Origin of the sequence: Stenotrophomonas maltophilia group sp. msm1, from assembly GCF_032025805.1 — a bacterium.
In the GTDB taxonomy this organism is placed as follows: Bacteria; Pseudomonadota; Gammaproteobacteria; order Xanthomonadales; family Xanthomonadaceae; genus Stenotrophomonas; species Stenotrophomonas hibiscicola.
In genome coordinates this window covers 958,746-974,380 of the sequence record NZ_JAVSKH010000002.1, presented here as the reverse complement: position 1 = coordinate 974,380, position 15,635 = coordinate 958,746, and the positions used below count along the sequence as shown (strand labels likewise).

Genomic DNA, 15,635 nt, shown 5'->3' with positions numbered 1-15,635 from the left:
ATCCCCTCCGTCCCCTTTTGTCGTCTACAGCGCCTCACCGGCGTCGGCCAGACGAGATTCGATCAACGCATACCACTGCTGTAGCACGTCGATCAGCATGTCCAGCTCCGCATCGGTACGCTGCGCGCGGCCGCTGCGCAGGCAGGCCTGGGCCTCCTGCAGCTGGGCAAGGAACCCGGCCACGGTATCGGCCTGCAGGATCAGGCCTGGCAGGCGCCGCCCCGGAATGCGTACCACGGCATGGTTGCCGAGCTGGCCGTACACGCTGAGTGTGGTTTCCGTCTTCATGGAAAGAGGCAGGAATTGAGCGTTCATCGCGTGCACCGTTAGAAGACCTGAGCCGCAGGCAGGCGTGGACGACGGGGGAGACGTTGCCACGCCTGCCGGCGGTCAGGGGGGACTCGGGACCGGGGCCTGGCCCCGGTGAGGGAATTTCAGCGCGGCTGTGCCACTCCGGCGATCTGCACGCGGCGGTTTGGCGCCAGGCAGGCGATCAGCGCGCGCCGATTGCGCTGCTCGCACTGCACGATCGGCTCGGCCGCGCCGCGTCCTTCGGCGCTGATGCTGGCTGCAGGCACGCCGCCCTGCACCAGCGCGCTGCGCACGGCCTCGGCGCGGCGCTGCGACAGGGTCTGGTTGTAGCTGGCACTGCCGATACGGTCGGTGTAGCCGGTCACCCGGATCGACTGCACCTGTGCGGCTTCACGCACCTGCGCCAGGATGCCCTGCACCGCCTGCTGGCCCTCGGCGCTGAGTACAGCGCTGTCGAAGCCGAACAGCGCGTCGGCAGACAGCCGCAGCGGCTGTTCTGGCAGCGGTGCCGGTGCCGGCGGGGCCGGTGGCCGCGGCGGCTCCAGCACGGCCGCGCACGATTCCGGCTTCCAGTACCCCACCTGGGCAATGCCCTTGCTGTCAAAGCGGACCTGGAACTGGCAGGTGAAGTACTCCGCGCCCTGCGCGGTGCGGAAGTTGAACAGGTAGTTCCACTCGCGCACGCCCCACATGCCTTCATTGAAATGCGGCGTGCCCAGCAGCGTGTACAACTGCCGCTTGCTCATGCCCGGCGCGAAGCGGCGCAGGTCGGCGACGTCCGGATAGATGCCTTCCTTCAACGAGGCCCTGGAGGCCTCAGGGAACTGCACGACGGTGGCTTCGGCAGGACCGTCGGTGGCCGGCGCATGGCTGCGGCAGGCGGCCAGCAGGCCCATCCCCAGGATAAGGCCCAGCGTAGCGGCATGTTGGCCGGCGCGGGCGATACGATGCTGTTTCATGTCATTCCCCCTGTAGACGTTTCCGCGGTACCGGGCCGCGCGTGCGGCCCGGCGGCGGAGATATCACCACTGGATGCCGGCACCGACGGCCACGCCGGCCTCGCCACGGCTGTTGGTCGAACCGCTGAACTTGTAGATCCAGCGGCCGCCTTCGGAGACACCGGAGATGCCCAGCGCCACGCCCGATTCGCCGTTGTAGCTGCCAGCCGCGATCGAGGCCATGCTGCGGCCCGCCTCGCTGGGCTGCGGCAGCGCTGCGGTGGCCATCGCCGAGGCGATACCGGCCGAAGCACGGTTGTCGGTCTTGCGCAGGTCGCGCTCGAAGCCACCCATGCGCTCGTCGGTGTAGGCCTTGGACCAGTCCAGGGTTTGCGCCATCCCCGACTTCAGCTGATCCACGTTGACCGCGTCGGTACCGGCGGTACCAGCGGCAACGTTGCGCACCGTGGTCGGGCCGCTGCCGGTGGATCCCAGCGTGACGCTGTTGTAATTGGTCGCACCGTTCACCGTGGTGTCGTAGCGGAGCGTACCCTGCTGCGAGGCCTGCAGCTGGCGCACGTTGACCGCGTCGGTGGCCTGCGAGCCGTCAGCCACGTTGACCACCTGGCGTTCGGCGCCGCTCGCACCCACCGAGACCGTGTTGGCCCGGTTCGCCACCGAACCCGCACCCAATGCCACCGAGTTGTCGGCCTGCGCCTGTGAACCATTGCCCAGCGCGGTCGAGTTGGTCCCGGCGGCGGTGGAGCCTGCACCGCCGGCGGCCGAGTTGGCACCGCTGGCGGACGGGTCGGCCAGGTTGTTGGTATTGTTGGCGCGGAAGCTGCCGGCCACGTTGGTGATGTTCTGGATCTTCTGGTCGGTGTACTTCTTCGATTCGTCGATGGCGTAGTTCACGCCGTTCTTCAGCTGGCCGACATTGGTCGCGTCGTAGGTGTCCGAGCCGTCGGCGACATGGGTGATCTTGCGCTCGCTGCCAGTACTGCCGACCGAGACCTCACCGGCCGAGTTGCTGGCGCCGGTCTGGCCGTAGGCACCGGTATAGCCGCTCTGCGCACCGACGCTGGCCACCGAACCTGCACCCAGTGCCACGCTGTTGCCGGCACCGGCGCTGGCGCCGTTGCCGACCGCCACGCTGTTGGCACCGGCCGCACTGGCCTGCGGGCCGACCGCCACCGCTTCCGCACCGGCCGCGGTGGCTGCGGCCGCCGTCGAGTTCACCGCCAGGTAGGCACTGCCACCGCCACCGTTGGTGATGCGCTGGTTGAGGACCTTCAGCGAGCCATCGACGGCAGTGAAGGCGGCGGTGACGTTGTTGTAATCGCCGCTGCTGAAGGTGCCATCGGTGGCGATGCTGGAGATGCTGAACGTCGGCGCGGTCCACGCGTTGGTGGTGCCGTTGTAGGCAGTGGTGCCGCCGAAGTAGTTGGCGACGGTGCTGTGGGTGCTGAACAGCTGGTCGCCGGTGATGGCGTCGCTGCTGCCGGCCAGGATGCTGCCGGCGGCCACATTGGTGATCTTCACCGCGCCGCTGCCGGTGCCCGTCAGCGTCACGCTGTTGAGCACGTTGCCGCTGCCGTCGACGTCGTACTTCACTGCCAGCTTGTCGATCTCGCCGGTCTGGTCGGCAACGTTGGCCAGTGAATTGCTGACCGCGTCGAAGGCGGTACCGACGTCGTTGTAGTTGCCCTTGGTGATCGTGCCGTTGGCGGCAACGTTGTTGATCGAATAGGTCGGCGCGGTCAGTACGCCGCTGGCGTTGACCGCCGCGCCACCTCCGAGGTGGGTGGCAACGGCCTGGTTGGCCGCAAACAGCTGGGCACCGTTGATGGCCTCGCTGCTGGTGGCACTGACCTGGCCCGGGCCCAAGTTGCGCAGCGTGGTGGCGGTGCCGCTCTGGCCCAGCGTGGCACTGGCGTAGTTGACGCTGCCGTCGCCGTTGAGGTCATAGCGCAGGGCGCCCTGCTCCGAGGCCTGCAGCTGGCCCAGGTTGACCGCATCGGTCGCTGCGGTACCGGCCGCCATGTTGGTGACCTGGCGCTCGGCACCGGCGGCACCGATGGATACGCTGTTGGCACGGTCAGCCAGGCTGCCGGCGCCCACCGCGATGCTGTTGGAGGCGGTGGCGCGGGCATTGGTACCAACCGCGATCGAGTCGGCGCCGGTGGCCACGGCCTCGGTACCGGTCGAGTTCACCCGCAGGTACTTGGTACCGCCGTTGCGGATATCGGTGATCTGCGTGTTGAGGTTGACCAGCGAACCATCCACCGCCGCGAAGGCATCGGTGGCGTTGGTGTACAGGCCCTGGGAGATGGCGCCGGTGGTGGAGATCGTGCTGATCTCGAACAGCGGCGCAGTGAAGGCACCGCTGGCCGGATCGAACGCGGCGCGGCCACCGAAGAAGCTGGCGATGGCGGCGTTGGTCGCAGCCAGTTGGCCACCGTTGACTGCTTCCAGGCTGCCCGCGGTGACCGCGCCGCCGGCCAGGTTGCCGATGGTGGTGGTGCCAGTGCCCGCGCCAAGCGTCACCCGACGGTAGTTCGGGTTGCCGGCACCGTCCAGGTCGTAGGTCACCGCAGCTGCCGCCACATCATCGATCAGGCTGATGGCGCCCTTCAACTGGGCCACATTGACCGCATCGGTGTTGACGCTGCCGGCAGCCACGTTGGTGATCTGGCGCTCGCCGCCACCGGCGGTGCCCACCGATACTTCGCCGGCCGAGACCTGCGGTGCAGTGAGGCCATAAGCGCTGTAGCTGGCCTGCGCGCCGCGCAGTGCAGCCGAACGGTAGCCCAGTGCGACCGAGTTCGCCTGGTTGGAGGTGGCTTCAGCACCCAGCAGGGTCTGGCCGTTGGCGGTACCGACGGCACTGTCACCGACGATCACCGAATGGCCCATGCGCGCAGCGTAGTCTGCGGTCGGGACGCCGGTCGGGTTGGTGGAATCGTTCACGCCATCGCCCGGGAAGGCAACGTTGGCATCGACCCTGGGCAGTTCGTGCCGTGCATTGGCGCCGATCACCACTTCCTTCGAACCGTTGGCGAAGGCGCCGTCACCCATCAGCACCTGGTAGTCCTGTGCCGCGTTGACGGCCCAGCAGGAGATGTCGGCCAGCGCGATGTCCAGGCACTTCGCCGCCCATTCCGGCGAATCCGTTGGCAGCAGCAGCCCGAGCAGGCCACCCGGATTGCCGTTGTTGATGTTGTAGATGTAACTGTCCGAGGTAACGCCGCCAATAAGCGTCAGGTGCGAGCTGCCGCCAGTGACGGCGCCGCCGAGGCCATTGAGGGTGCTACCGACCGGCGACAGGTTGACCACCGGCAGGCCCAGCACATTGACCGTCGAGTAGGTCTGCATCACGTTGGCGTTGCTGAGCTTGAGATTGCCGTTGCTCAGGTAGCCGTCGCCGCCGAACAGGCTGCTGGTGGTCGGCCCGATGAGCTGGCCGACATTGCCGACCAGGCCACCGGTGCCGATGATCAGGCCCGCGTTCGGGTCGGCCGGCGCCGGCGCCTTTGGGCTGGTGGGCGGTATGGCCGAGGGTTGGGTCAGGCCGAGCCCGCCAAGCGTGCCGCCGACCAGCCCCCCTACGGCACTGCCGAGATTGCCGATGGTGCCGTTGAGGTTGCCGTTGAGCAGGTTGCCTACGGCGCTGCCGACATTGCCCAGCGTATCGCCCAGCAGGCCACCCAGGCCGCCGAGGCTGCCACCTGTAGCGCCGTTGAGTACACCGCCGACGGTGCTGCCCACTGCACCCGCTGTACTGTTGAGCGTGCCGCCCACGGCACCGCCAACGGCACCGACGGTGCCAACTGCATCGTTGAGCGCGCCACCGACGGTGCTGCCGACCGAACCGACCGTGCCGTTGAGTGCACCACCCACGGTGCCGCCAACTGCCCCAACCGTACCAACAGCCCCGTTGAGCGCGCCACCGACGGTACTGCCGACCGAACCGACCGTGCCGTTGAGTGCACCACCCACGGTGCCGCCAACTGCACCAACCGTGCCAACAGCCCCGTTCACTGCACCACCCACCGCGCTACCGACAGTTCCAACGGTGCCATCGAGCGTGCTGCCCAGTGCTTCGCCTACCGTTCCAACCGTGCCGTGCAAGGCGCCGCCGACCGCACCAACCGTGTTGCCTACGGTGCCATCAAGCACGCCACCTACGGCGCCGCCTGCCGCGCCGACAACGCCGCCCACCAGGCCATCGACGCCCAGCGCGCTGTTCTGCGCCGCCACGGTCGCTTGGCCGGCCAGCTTCAGATTGCGGTCGGCCACGACTTCGTGGCCACGCGGCGCCTGCACGCGCACTTTGCCGGCAACACCGGTATCGAAGGCCGCGGTGATCGCACGATCATGAGTCTCGCCCGGCAGCTCCTCCTTGGCCGGCAGCGTGACCGCCGCCGTCGCCTTGACCTGCCCCTGGCCGTCGATATGGTGGCCCGCCAGCTTCAGCTGCGAATCCACCTTGCCGTCAACGGACGCCTTGAGGCCGGACAGCGAGCCAGCCGGTGCGCCAGCAACAGCGGCGGCCGCCTTGGCACCGGTGTCGATCGAGGCCACCTCGGTACCGGCGATGCCAACGCCGGCCTTCGCCTGGGCATCCGCAGCCACACCGAGCGGCGCATGCGCGGACGGCGCAACGTTGGCCGCCAGCGATGCATCAATCTTCGCCACATGGGACGCTGCATGACCCAGCCCGACATTGGCGCGGACATCGGCAGCCAGCGCAGGAACCGCGACCTGCTTCGGCGCAGCGCTCGCCGCCAGCTTCACCTGCACGGTGGCCGGCAGCACGTCGCGTACGATCGGCAGCGAGTTCGTACTCAGCTGCAGGCCGACACGCGCGTCAGCGCTGATAGCCGGACTGCTCTGCGCCTGGCGCGATGCGGCAGCCAGCGCCACTTCCGCGTCGACCTTGACCGGCATCGGCTGCGCGTACTTCGCGGCCAGTGCCTGCAGGTCACGTAGAGACTGATTGGATTCGGACGCGCCTGCATGCCCGCTGGCCAGCGCACACAGCAGGGCCAGGGCCAGTGCGGTCGGCATCAGCAGTGCACTGCGCGGATCGCGGGCGGCGCTGCCGCCGCTGTCGCCGGTGGCCAGTTCCGAGGCCACAACCAGAGCGTTGAGCTGGCGGTTCCATACACGCCGGTAGATGCGGTTCATGAGCATTTCCCCCGTAGGCGAACAACTGGAATGTCAGTGGACTTGCCGTTAGGCAGGTGACTGACATTTCAGCGTTTGCAACGGCGGTGGCGCACTTCAATCCGGCACGGCAATCGCGCATTCCGGCAAATCCACGGCCGGAATCGGCAGCCGTCTATGCAGAAGCGGCAGCATGATCGGCAAACGGATGCGCAATTCCGGCATGAATGCCGTGGAAACCCTTGCGGGACCTTGGCTCAGGCCGGCTGGCCGATCTGCGCGGGCGCGCGCATCAGGGTATCGCGCGGCAGTTCGCCGAATACCTTGCGATAATTATCAGCGAAGCGCGAGAGGTCCCAAAGCCCGCAGCTGAGCGCGATGGCCTTCACCGAGCGGCGGCTGGAATCGGCCATCGACAGGCTCCGGCAGGCGGCACACAGGCGCAGCATGGAGAGGTACCGGTTCGGCGAAGTGCCGAACAGGTCCTCGAATGCATAACGCAGGCCGCGCTCGCTGACGCCAGCGGCATCGCAGATCTCATTCATGTAGATGTTGCGGCGCAGGTTGAGCCGCATGAAATTCTCGGCACGCTGAGCAATCAGATAATGTGTGCGCCGCGCACGGCTGCAGCCCGGGCGGTCGGCGGTACCCGCGCCCAGCAGTGCCTGCACATGCTCATGCAGCAGCCGCTCGGCTTCTTCCGGCTGCAGGCCGGAACCCTGTCCCAGCTGCAGGTGCAGCTGCTGATAATGGCGCGCCAACGGCGCTGCTTCGTTGGCCAGGCTGAACAACGAAAGTGCCTGCCCAGCCGGTGGCGTGCTGCGCAGGCTCAGTTCGGTCAGCTTGCGCTGCACGCGCGCCGCCGGCACCAGCATCAGCTTCATGTGCGTGCCCGGGCTCAGGGTGAACTCGCTGATGCCCTCCGGCATCACGGTCAACGCCATACCCGCCGCAAGCGGTACACCATGGCACCAGCTCAGCGTCTCATCGGTGGCGTGCAGATAGCCGAGCATCGCCCAGTCCGGCGGCAGCATGAATCGTCCACGGCAATGGAATCCACAGCTGATGCTGCAGAACAACGCCTCCTCGTGCACGCGTGAAGCGAAGGCCGCCCGTGGCCCATTGCCATCGAGCAGTAGCAGTTCAACATCACATACACGAAGCACGCCGCTCAGCGTCGCCAGGTCGATCGACCGCAGGCCGCTGTCGTCGCTGTCTCCTACCCCACCATCGACCATGACAGTGTCGTCCCCCGATTATCCGTCGTGCGATACGGCCCCCACTGCCTGACAGGGCGCGCACCTCTCATGGAATCTCTTCCATCACCGGGATGCGCGCCGCCAACGCACGCACCCCAAAAGAAACGCGAGTACTTGAATACGAGTATGCCCGATAATTCAGCGGGGTAAACATCTGCCCCGCGTTGAATAGGATGGATACAGACGTGAAAATCATGCTGACGTGATTGGCACAGTTCTCGCATTCGACTGAAACCAAAATCACATTATCTGCACGTCGATGAATCGTTGTGCGAGCGAACGGATTTCCGTCACAGAACCCGCGTGAAAAATTAAGGACCGAAGGGATTCTGCCGAATTTGCATATAGGTTCCGGTTGCAGCCGGCCGCCATTCAGGCAAAGTCGATAACACGGTGATCCGGTCTTTGATAATGACCGCACCCAGGGGGACAGCATGACCATGCACGTATCGCTCGACACGTCGACCACCGGCCCCGCGCCGCGCGGTCGCGGTTGTGCGAACGGCGTCCCGCCTGGAAGCGATCACCCTGCTTGAGCACAGCGGGTCCATCCCGCCTTGCCTCCTCCGCCAGGACGTGCGGAGGTCCACGGACGATCCCGGCGGAGCCGGGCCACCGCCCAACAGGTGTCCTGTAGCAGACAGGTAGAGGGAGACAATCGTCATGAACGCATCGATCCGCAAGTTCCTGAAGGAAGAAGATGGTGTCACCGCGCTCGAGTACGGGCTGCTGGCCGCTGTGATTGCGGGAGTGCTGATCGCACTGGGCAGTACGCAGATCCAGACATTCTTCAGCACGCTCTTTGAGAATCTCACCAAGCTTGCCAACAAGGCTTCAGGCAGCACGCCCGCCTGAGCCGCCTCCTGGATTGGATCAGGGACAGCAACTGCTGAGCGTCCACTGACGGGCGACGGAGTGTGCGATGACACTGCTGGGTTTATTGGCCATCGGCGTATGCCTGCGGATCGCGATCAGCGATCTGTACGCCCGGCGGGTGCCCAACGCCTGGCTGCTGTCCGCATGCGCGATCACCGTTGTCGTGCTCATCGCCGGACAGTTCAACGCGCCGCGCCTGCCGTGGGCTTCCCACGTTGCCGGCGCGGCGCTCGGCCTGGTCGCATTGCTGCCGTTCCATGCGTTGCGCTGGATGGGCGCCGGGGATGTCAAGTTCTTTTCCGTGCTGGGATTGATGCTGGGCTGGCAGACACTGCTGCCGATCTGGATCGCGGCCAGCCTCGCAGCGGGCGCACATGCCGCGTTGGTGCTGGCGTCACGCCGGGTGGGTCCAGTACTGCCCGTCGGCCTGCAAGCCCAGCTGAACCGGGCCAGTTCGCAGTGGCATTCACACCCGGCGCTGCGCGACATGCAGAACGCCCGCCAGGGACGCCATGGCATTCCCTATGCAGCCTACCTGGCCGTGTCGGCCATCGCCTGGATCCTCATCACTACGTATGGAGGTGTGCCATGAACACCCCCAACCCGCGCCGGCAACGTGGTGCGGCCAGCATCGAGTTCGCCTTGATGCTCATGCTGGGCCTGCTGCCACTGCTGCTGTTTACGTTCTCCGGCGTGATGATCATGGCGGCCCAGCAGACGCTGGCAACCGCTTCGGCCGAGGGTGCGCGCGCATCGCTGCGCTATGGCAGCGCCAATGAACGTCGTACCGCGGCGTGTATTGCGGCGCGCAGCTCGATGCAGTGGCTGCTGAACTTCTCCGGGCAGTCCGTCGACTGCAGCAATGGGGGAAGCAACGCCATCCTGGTTTCCGCGCAGGCGCCCTGCGCCGGACTGGCCAGCGCCCAGTGCATGACCGTGACCGTCAGCTACGACTACGCAAGCCATCCCTTCCTGCCCGGCACCGCCACGCTCTACAAGTGGGTAATGCGGGCTCCCATCCGCAGCGTGGCGGTCGCGCAACTCGACCTCGGCAGCGGCAACTGACGATCGCTACAGGAGACGGTTCCATGCTCAAGTTGACCCGCATCGCCGCCGTCGCCCTGATCGGGTTGGCCGTGCTGCTGGCGGTCATCGCCCTGATGATCGGGCGCAGGCAAGCCGCGCCGGCCACGGCTGCCCCGGCCGCGCAGAGCGAAGCCCAGGCAATCACCGTGGTGGAGGCGGTGGCGCGACTGCCGGCCGGCGAACCCATTTCTGCCAATGGACTGCGCCTGGCGCAGCGCAGCGCCCCGATTGCCGGTGCCGCCTCCAGCATTTCCGCCGTGGTGGGAAAGGTGCCGGTGCAGGACATTGCCGAAGGCACGGCAATCAGCAGCAATGCGCTTGCGCAGGGATTCTCGCTGCAGCTGCGCCCCGGAGAGCGCGCACTCGCGGTACCGGTTGACGAGTTGGTGGGTGCCGGCAACCGCATCGTGCCGGGCGATTTTGTCGACGTGTTCCTCAACCTGCGCAACGCCCAACCCAACGCCAGCGGGCCGGCCGATGCAGCACAGACGCGCCTGCTGTTGTCGCGCCTGCGCGTGCTCAGCTATGGCCAGCAGGACATCGCCCTGGCCAACGCTGGCGCTGTCGCCAGCACTGAAGCCGATGCGCGCAACGATCCACGCGCCGCCGACATCACCGGAAGCAGCAGCACCCAGAGCACGGGCAGCGAGACCACCCAGCCGGCACGCAGCGCGGTACTGGCGGTACCGGTGGCCGACGCCAACCGGCTGTTGCTGGGTGCGCAGCAGGGCAAACTGTTCCTGGCCCTGCGCAACCCTGCCGATCCCGGCCAGCCCGATCTGGCGCTGTTCCCGCAGGCACGCGGTGTGATCGATCCGCTGCGGGGGCTGGATGCGGAACATCAGCTTGCGCTGCAACGGCCGGAGAATCACGCCTACGCCGGCATCGACGGTGATGCATTGGCCGGCCGCAGCAACACGCCGGCCCGCAGCACCCAGGATGCCCCGGCACGCATACCCGCCCCCCGGCGCAGCGCCCCGCGCGCATCGGGTATCGAAATCATCCGAGGTGACAGCTCCGCCCCCCGTGGTTCCCTTTGACCTGCATCGAGCGCATCCATGACCGAACGTCGCCGCAGTCCACGCCCTTCCCCCCGCCAGCGCTGGCTGGCCCTGCTGCTGGTGCTGCTGGCACCGGCGACGAGCGTGGCCGCCGACGACCTGGTACTGCAGACGCGCGAGCAGCGCCCCTGGCCCCTGCCGGGTGACCTGGAGCGGGTGGCCATTGCCGACCCGGGCGTGGCCGATATCGTGATGCTGCGCGGCCAGCGCCAGGCACTGCTGGTCGGCAAGGCACCGGGCACCACCACGCTCCTGCTCTGGCACCGCAAGCAGGCCGAGCCACAGCGCCTGCAGGTGCGGGTACAAAGCGCGGTGCAGGGCGCGGCCGACGCGGGCGCGAACGGACTGGTGTTCACCCAGCAGGACAATCAGGGCCTGCTGCAGGGAAGCACCGACAGTGTGCTGTCGCACATGCAGGAACAGAAGACCGCCGCGATGGCCCTGGGCAAGGACGGACTGCTTGCCGACGCATCGACGGTAAGCAGCGGCGGCGTCGTGCAGGTCGAGGTCAAGGTGGTCGAATTCAACAAGACCGCTCTGAAGCAGATCGGCATCAGCTTCCAGAACCGCAATGGCAACTTCGCCTACGGATTCGCCCGCCCGGGCGGCCAGCTGCCGGGCAACACCGGCATCCTGCCCGGCATGCAGGAAGGCAACTCCAGCAACGAAGCCGAATCGCCCATTTCTTCGGCGTTCCGCCTGGTGTTCGGCTCGACCAAGGGCCTGTGGAATGCCGACGTCGACCTGCTGCAGAGCAATGGCATGGCGCGCGTGCTGGCCGAACCTACCCTCGTCGCATTGTCCGGCCAGAGCGCCAGCTTCCTTGCCGGCGGCGAGCTGCCAATCCTGGAGCCGCAGGGGCTGGGCACCACCACGATCACCTACAAGCCCTTCGGCATCGGCCTGACCGTGACACCGACGGTACTGGCGCCGAACCGCATCGCCTTGAAAGTCGCGCCGGAAGCCAGCGACCTGGACTACAGCAACGCCATCGCGCTCAATGGCGTGCAGATTCCATCGATCACCACCCGCCGCGCCGACACCACGGTCGAGCTGGGCGATGGCGAGAGCTTCGTGATCGGTGGCCTGGTCAGTTCCAACGTGGTTTCCAGCGTCGGCAAGATTCCGCTGCTGGGTGACCTGCCGGTCATCGGCTCGTTCTTCCGCAACTTCGACTACAAGCGCCAGGACAAGGAGCTGGTGATCATCGTCACGCCACGCCTGGTGAAGCCGCTGGCCCGCAACACCGAACTGCCACTGCCCGGCGACCGCGAAGCCAAGCCGCACATGCCCGAATGGGGTGCCTGGCTGCTGGGTCCAATCAGCCAGGACCCGGTACCCGGCTTCTCACGCTGATTCCATGATGCCTGCGATACCACGCCCATGCCCTACGCCACTGCCCAGCCGCTGCATCCGCAAGGACCGCCGATGAACCTGGTCCTGTACGGAATGGATCGCGAACTGCTGCCCCGGCTGGCGGCCAAACTGCCGCCGACCACCACCCTGCACTGGCAGGACAGCAGCGCCCCGACCTCCGCCCAGGACCTGCACCGCGGGCCGCAGAACCTTGTGCTGCTCGACTTCCGCCCCGAGCATGCCGCCGCCTCCAGCGTGCTGGCGCAGCAACTGCAACAGACAGAACCGGACCTCGCACTGGTTGCCGTCGGTGCCACCAGTGCCGGACAGGTAGAGGGCGTCGTCATCGCACTGCGGGCGGGCCTGCGTGACGTACTGGACCTGGACAGCGACAACGCCGGTGTCGAGGCCGCACTGCGTCGTGCCCTGTCACCACGACCAGCTGCCGCCGCGCAGCACGCGCACAAGGCGCGCCTGACCGTCCTGCTGGGCGTGCGCGCCGGGGTCGGCACCAGTACGATGGCCGCGCACCTTTCGGTGCTGGCACAGCAGACCCGTGCGCTGGCACAGGGCGAGGCAGTGCAGCAGGACGGCCTGCTGATGGAACTGGCCCAGCCTTCGGGTGACCTTGCGCTGTACCTCAACCTGGACAGCCGCTTCCATTACGAAGACGCCCTGCGCAACGCCAGCCGCATCGACGCCACCCTCGCCCGCACGGCCATGGCCCGGCACGATTCCGGGCTGGTGCTGCTGGACCGCGCCAGCGGAAGCGACGCGGTGCCGCCGTCCGATCCGGGTGCGCTGCTGCAGCGCCTGCGCACCGTGTTCGCCAGCGTGCTGTGTGATGCCGGCGGTTGCCCGGTGCGCCAGCTGCCACCGCTGCTGCTGGACCAGGCCGACGAGATCTGGCTGGTCACAGATGCCTCGATCGCCACGCTGGTGTCGCTCGATCAGGCACTGAAGCACCTTGCCGGGCAACGCGAACGCGAGAAGCGGCTGCAGCTGGTGATCAACCGCCACGATGACAGCAGCGGAATGAGCCCGGAGCAGATTGCGCGCCGCTTCGAGGTGCCCCTGCTGGCCACGCTTCCCGAGCGCCCCCGCGTGCGCCTGTCAGCGAGCCAGGGCCACCTGCTGCTGCAGGATGCGCCGCGTGACCCCTATCTGCGTGCCCTCGCCCCACTGGTTTCGCGCCTGGACCCGGCCGCTTGCCGGGTGCAGGCGCAGGGCCTGCGGGAAAGACTCTCCCTTGCCCTGGGTGGATCGCAATGGAAGACAAGGTAACCCCTTTCCCGCATGCCGTTGCCCGGCCGGTGCTGCCCGAAAGCACGCCGGGCCATCAGCCGTTCGCGCAGACCGAGCAGTACCAGAAGGTGCTGTCGGCAGCGCATGAGCACCTGCTCAACAGCATCGAGGACGAGCGCATCGACATCGATTCCTGGGCGCCCGACACCATCGCCCGCTGGGTGCAGGTGCAGACGGTGGGCTTCATCCAGGAGTGGCGCATCCCGATCAACGAAGAAGAGATGCAGGTGGTCGCCGACGGCCTGGTCAAGGAGCTGACCGGCTTTGGCCCGCTGGACGACCTGCTGCACGACCCGTCCATCGAAGACATCCTGATCAACGGTTTCAAGGATGTGCATGTTTCCCAGGGTGGCCAGCTCAAGCGGGCCACCCAGCGATTCACCGACGATACGCACCTGCTGCGCATCCTGCGACGTATCCTGGCCCCGCTCGGGCGCCGCCTGGATGACTCCAACCCGATGGTCGATGCGCGTTTGCCCAACGGCGGCCGTCTCAACGCGATCATCTCGCCGCTGGCCGTGGACGGACCGATGGTGTCCATCCGCAAGTTCCGCAAGGATCCATTCACTCCCGATGAACTGCTGGCCAAGGGCACCTTCGACGAACCGATGCACGCCCTGCTGAAGGCGATGGTGCTGGGCCGCTGCAACATCCTGGTATCCGGCGGCACCAGCTCCGGCAAGACCTCGCTGCTGAACGCCCTGGCCAGCTACGTCCCCGCGAACGAGCGCGTGATCACCGTCGAGGACACCGCAGAACTCTCGCTCAACCACCCGCATGTGGTCCGCCTGGAAAGCCGCATCGGTGGCGCCGAAGGCCATGGCGCGGTGAGCATCCGCGATCTGGTCCGCAACAGCCTGCGCATGCGCCCTGATCGCATCGTGGTGGGCGAGGTGCGTGGCGCCGAGGTGCTGGAAATGCTGCAGGCCATGAACACCGGCCACGACGGTTCGATGGCCACCATCCACGCCAATTCACCACGCGACTGCCTGTACCGGATCGAGATGCTTGCTGGATTTGCCGGCTTCCAGGGCAGCGAGGACAGCCTGCGCCGGCAGATCGCCAGTGCCATCGACTTCATCGTGCAGATCTCGCGCCTGGGCAGCGGCCGCCGCGTGCTGGTATCGATCACCGAGATCACCGGTGTCAGCGACAACCTGATCACCACCCAGGAAATGTTCCGCCACGAACTGCAGATCGACGGCAACGGCAAAGAGATCGATCGCTGGGTCGGGCTGGGCTTCCATCCACACTCGCACAAGCTGGAGCCGTTCCGCCAACAGCTGCGCGAATCGCTCTACGGAGACTTCTGAGCATGGGAACCGGCGCGCTGCTGGGCATGTTGAGCATCATCGCGGTGCTGCTGGCGCTGGCAGCCTGGCTGTGGGGCACGGCCAGCAGCCGTGAACAACGCCAGGTTTCAATGCGGCACGCCGAGCAGCAGCTTTCGCGCGGAAGCGCCACGGGCGGGGCACCCGCCGGGCCGTCCGTCACCGCTGCCAACGATCCGGCGCGGCCCGCCAGCACCGGGCGCCGCGTGCTGCCGCTGGATGGCCTGCTGCAGCGCGCAGGGCTGCAGACCGGCTGGAAAATCCCCATCATGCTGCTGGTACCGGGGCTGGTACTGTCGGTGGTAGCGATGGCGCGGCTGGGCACCGCGTGGATGTTTCCGCTGACCCTGCTGCTGTACCTGCTTGGCTGCTGGCTGTGGGTGATGCGGCGGACCACGAAGCTGCGTGCGCAACTGCTGCATCAGCTGCCGGACTTCCTCGACAACCTGGTGCGGCTGACTGCACTGGGCAACAGCCTGCAGGCCGCGTTCCAGGTTGCGTCGATGCAGACCAGCGCGCCGTTGCGCGGGCTGCTGGACACCACGGTGCGCTTTGCGCGCAGCGGCATGGAGTTGGACCGTGCACTCGCGCAGGCCGCGCAACCCTATCGCATGGAGGTGCTGAAGGTGTTGTCGGTGGTGATCGGTGTCAGCGTGCGCATCGGCGGGCGCTCCGACCAGATCCTGCAGCGCATGGGTGATTTCATGCGCGACCTGGAACAGGCGCAGCAGGAGCTTTCGGCGACGACCTCCGAGACACGCATGTCTGCGTGGGTGCTGGGCCTGCTGCCACCGGCCTGCGCGGTGCTGATGGCGATCGCCAGCCCGGACTTCTTCCAGCCGGTGCTGCACGATCCGCTTGGCCACAAGATCCTGCTGCTTGCACTGGGCATGGAGCTTGTCGGCGGCTTCCTGCTGTATCGCCTGGCCAAATCGCTATGAA

12 protein-coding genes are annotated in these 15,635 nt (G+C 67.0%); 8 read left to right on the top strand and 4 right to left on the bottom strand.

Annotated elements, in window-relative coordinates:
• Positions 1-24: 24 nt before the first annotated feature.
• The 4 genes from ROV95_RS12145 to ROV95_RS12130 all read right to left on the bottom strand — a co-directional run bounded on the left by ROV95_RS12145 (position 25) and on the right by ROV95_RS12130 (position 7,657).
• The gene (locus tag ROV95_RS12145; RefSeq protein WP_006450485.1) at positions 25-288 is read right to left on the bottom strand and encodes a hypothetical protein; all 264 of its coding nucleotides are present in this window, start codon (positions 286-288) and stop codon (positions 25-27) included.
• A gap of 146 nt (positions 289-434) precedes the next feature.
• Complete coding sequence (locus tag ROV95_RS12140; protein ID WP_312544578.1) at positions 435-1,271, bottom strand: OmpA family protein; 837 nt, start codon at positions 1,269-1,271, stop codon at positions 435-437.
• 63 nt (positions 1,272-1,334) lie between these two features.
• Positions 1,335-6,440, bottom strand: coding sequence for a YadA-like family protein (locus tag ROV95_RS12135; RefSeq protein WP_312544576.1), 5,106 nt, complete (start codon positions 6,438-6,440; stop codon positions 1,335-1,337).
• Between the two features lie 236 nt (positions 6,441-6,676).
• Positions 6,677-7,657, bottom strand: a complete 981-nt coding sequence (locus ROV95_RS12130; protein ID WP_312544575.1) for a helix-turn-helix domain-containing protein — start codon at positions 7,655-7,657, stop codon at positions 6,677-6,679.
• 684 nt (positions 7,658-8,341) lie between these two features.
• On the opposite strand from ROV95_RS12130, the gene ROV95_RS12125 reads away from it, so the two are divergent.
• From ROV95_RS12125 to ROV95_RS12090, 8 genes are all read left to right on the top strand, one after another.
• Positions 8,342-8,533 carry a Flp family type IVb pilin gene (locus ROV95_RS12125; protein WP_021204284.1) on the top strand — a complete coding sequence of 64 codons (192 nt, stop codon included), beginning with the start codon at positions 8,342-8,344 and terminating at the stop codon, positions 8,531-8,533.
• Between the two features lie 67 nt (positions 8,534-8,600).
• Positions 8,601-9,146 carry an A24 family peptidase gene (locus tag ROV95_RS12120; protein WP_134731544.1) on the top strand — a complete coding sequence of 182 codons (546 nt, stop codon included), beginning with the start codon at positions 8,601-8,603 and terminating at the stop codon, positions 9,144-9,146.
• Complete coding sequence (locus tag ROV95_RS12115) at positions 9,143-9,619, top strand: TadE/TadG family type IV pilus assembly protein (protein WP_058982316.1); 477 nt, start codon at positions 9,143-9,145, stop codon at positions 9,617-9,619. The genes ROV95_RS12120 and ROV95_RS12115 overlap by 4 nt, the downstream gene beginning before the upstream one ends.
• Positions 9,620-9,642: 23 nt before the next feature.
• Positions 9,643-10,680, top strand: a complete 1,038-nt coding sequence (cpaB, locus tag ROV95_RS12110; protein ID WP_312544571.1) for a Flp pilus assembly protein CpaB — start codon at positions 9,643-9,645, stop codon at positions 10,678-10,680.
• Positions 10,681-10,698: 18 nt separating this feature from the next.
• Complete coding sequence (locus tag ROV95_RS12105) at positions 10,699-12,057, top strand: type II and III secretion system protein family protein (RefSeq protein WP_111102426.1); 1,359 nt, start codon at positions 10,699-10,701, stop codon at positions 12,055-12,057.
• A gap of 27 nt (positions 12,058-12,084) precedes the next feature.
• Complete coding sequence (locus ROV95_RS12100; RefSeq protein WP_180877669.1) at positions 12,085-13,341, top strand: fimbrial protein; 1,257 nt, start codon at positions 12,085-12,087, stop codon at positions 13,339-13,341.
• A complete protein-coding gene (locus ROV95_RS12095; protein ID WP_019659962.1) occupies positions 13,326-14,675 on the top strand; it encodes a CpaF family protein in 1,350 nt (449 codons plus the stop codon). The genes ROV95_RS12100 and ROV95_RS12095 overlap by 16 nt, the downstream gene beginning before the upstream one ends.
• Positions 14,676-14,677: 2 nt before the next feature.
• On the top strand, positions 14,678-15,634 hold the full coding sequence (locus ROV95_RS12090; RefSeq protein ID WP_019659963.1) for a type II secretion system F family protein: 957 nt from the start codon (positions 14,678-14,680) through the stop codon (positions 15,632-15,634).
• Position 15,635 lies beyond the last annotated feature (1 nt).

Excerpts from the sequence above, each read along its gene's own strand:
- ROV95_RS12145 (WP_006450485.1), bottom strand. The coding sequence starts at position 288 with ATGAAGACGGAAACCACACTCAGCGTGTACGGCCAGCTCGGCAACCAT.
- ROV95_RS12140 (WP_312544578.1), bottom strand. The coding sequence starts at position 1,271 with ATGAAACAGCATCGTATCGCCCGCGCCGGCCAACATGCCGCTACGCTG.
- ROV95_RS12135 (WP_312544576.1), bottom strand. The coding sequence starts at position 6,440 with ATGAACCGCATCTACCGGCGTGTATGGAACCGCCAGCTCAACGCTCTG.
- ROV95_RS12130 (WP_312544575.1), bottom strand. The coding sequence starts at position 7,657 with ATGGTCGATGGTGGGGTAGGAGACAGCGACGACAGCGGCCTGCGGTCG.
- ROV95_RS12125 (WP_021204284.1), top strand. The coding sequence starts at position 8,342 with ATGAACGCATCGATCCGCAAGTTCCTGAAGGAAGAAGATGGTGTCACC.
- ROV95_RS12120 (WP_134731544.1), top strand. The coding sequence starts at position 8,601 with ATGACACTGCTGGGTTTATTGGCCATCGGCGTATGCCTGCGGATCGCG.
- ROV95_RS12115 (WP_058982316.1), top strand. The coding sequence starts at position 9,143 with ATGAACACCCCCAACCCGCGCCGGCAACGTGGTGCGGCCAGCATCGAG.
- cpaB (WP_312544571.1), top strand. The coding sequence starts at position 9,643 with ATGCTCAAGTTGACCCGCATCGCCGCCGTCGCCCTGATCGGGTTGGCC.
- ROV95_RS12105 (WP_111102426.1), top strand. The coding sequence starts at position 10,699 with ATGACCGAACGTCGCCGCAGTCCACGCCCTTCCCCCCGCCAGCGCTGG.
- ROV95_RS12100 (WP_180877669.1), top strand. The coding sequence starts at position 12,085 with ATGCCCTACGCCACTGCCCAGCCGCTGCATCCGCAAGGACCGCCGATG.
- ROV95_RS12095 (WP_019659962.1), top strand. The coding sequence starts at position 13,326 with ATGGAAGACAAGGTAACCCCTTTCCCGCATGCCGTTGCCCGGCCGGTG.
- ROV95_RS12090 (WP_019659963.1), top strand. The coding sequence starts at position 14,678 with ATGGGAACCGGCGCGCTGCTGGGCATGTTGAGCATCATCGCGGTGCTG.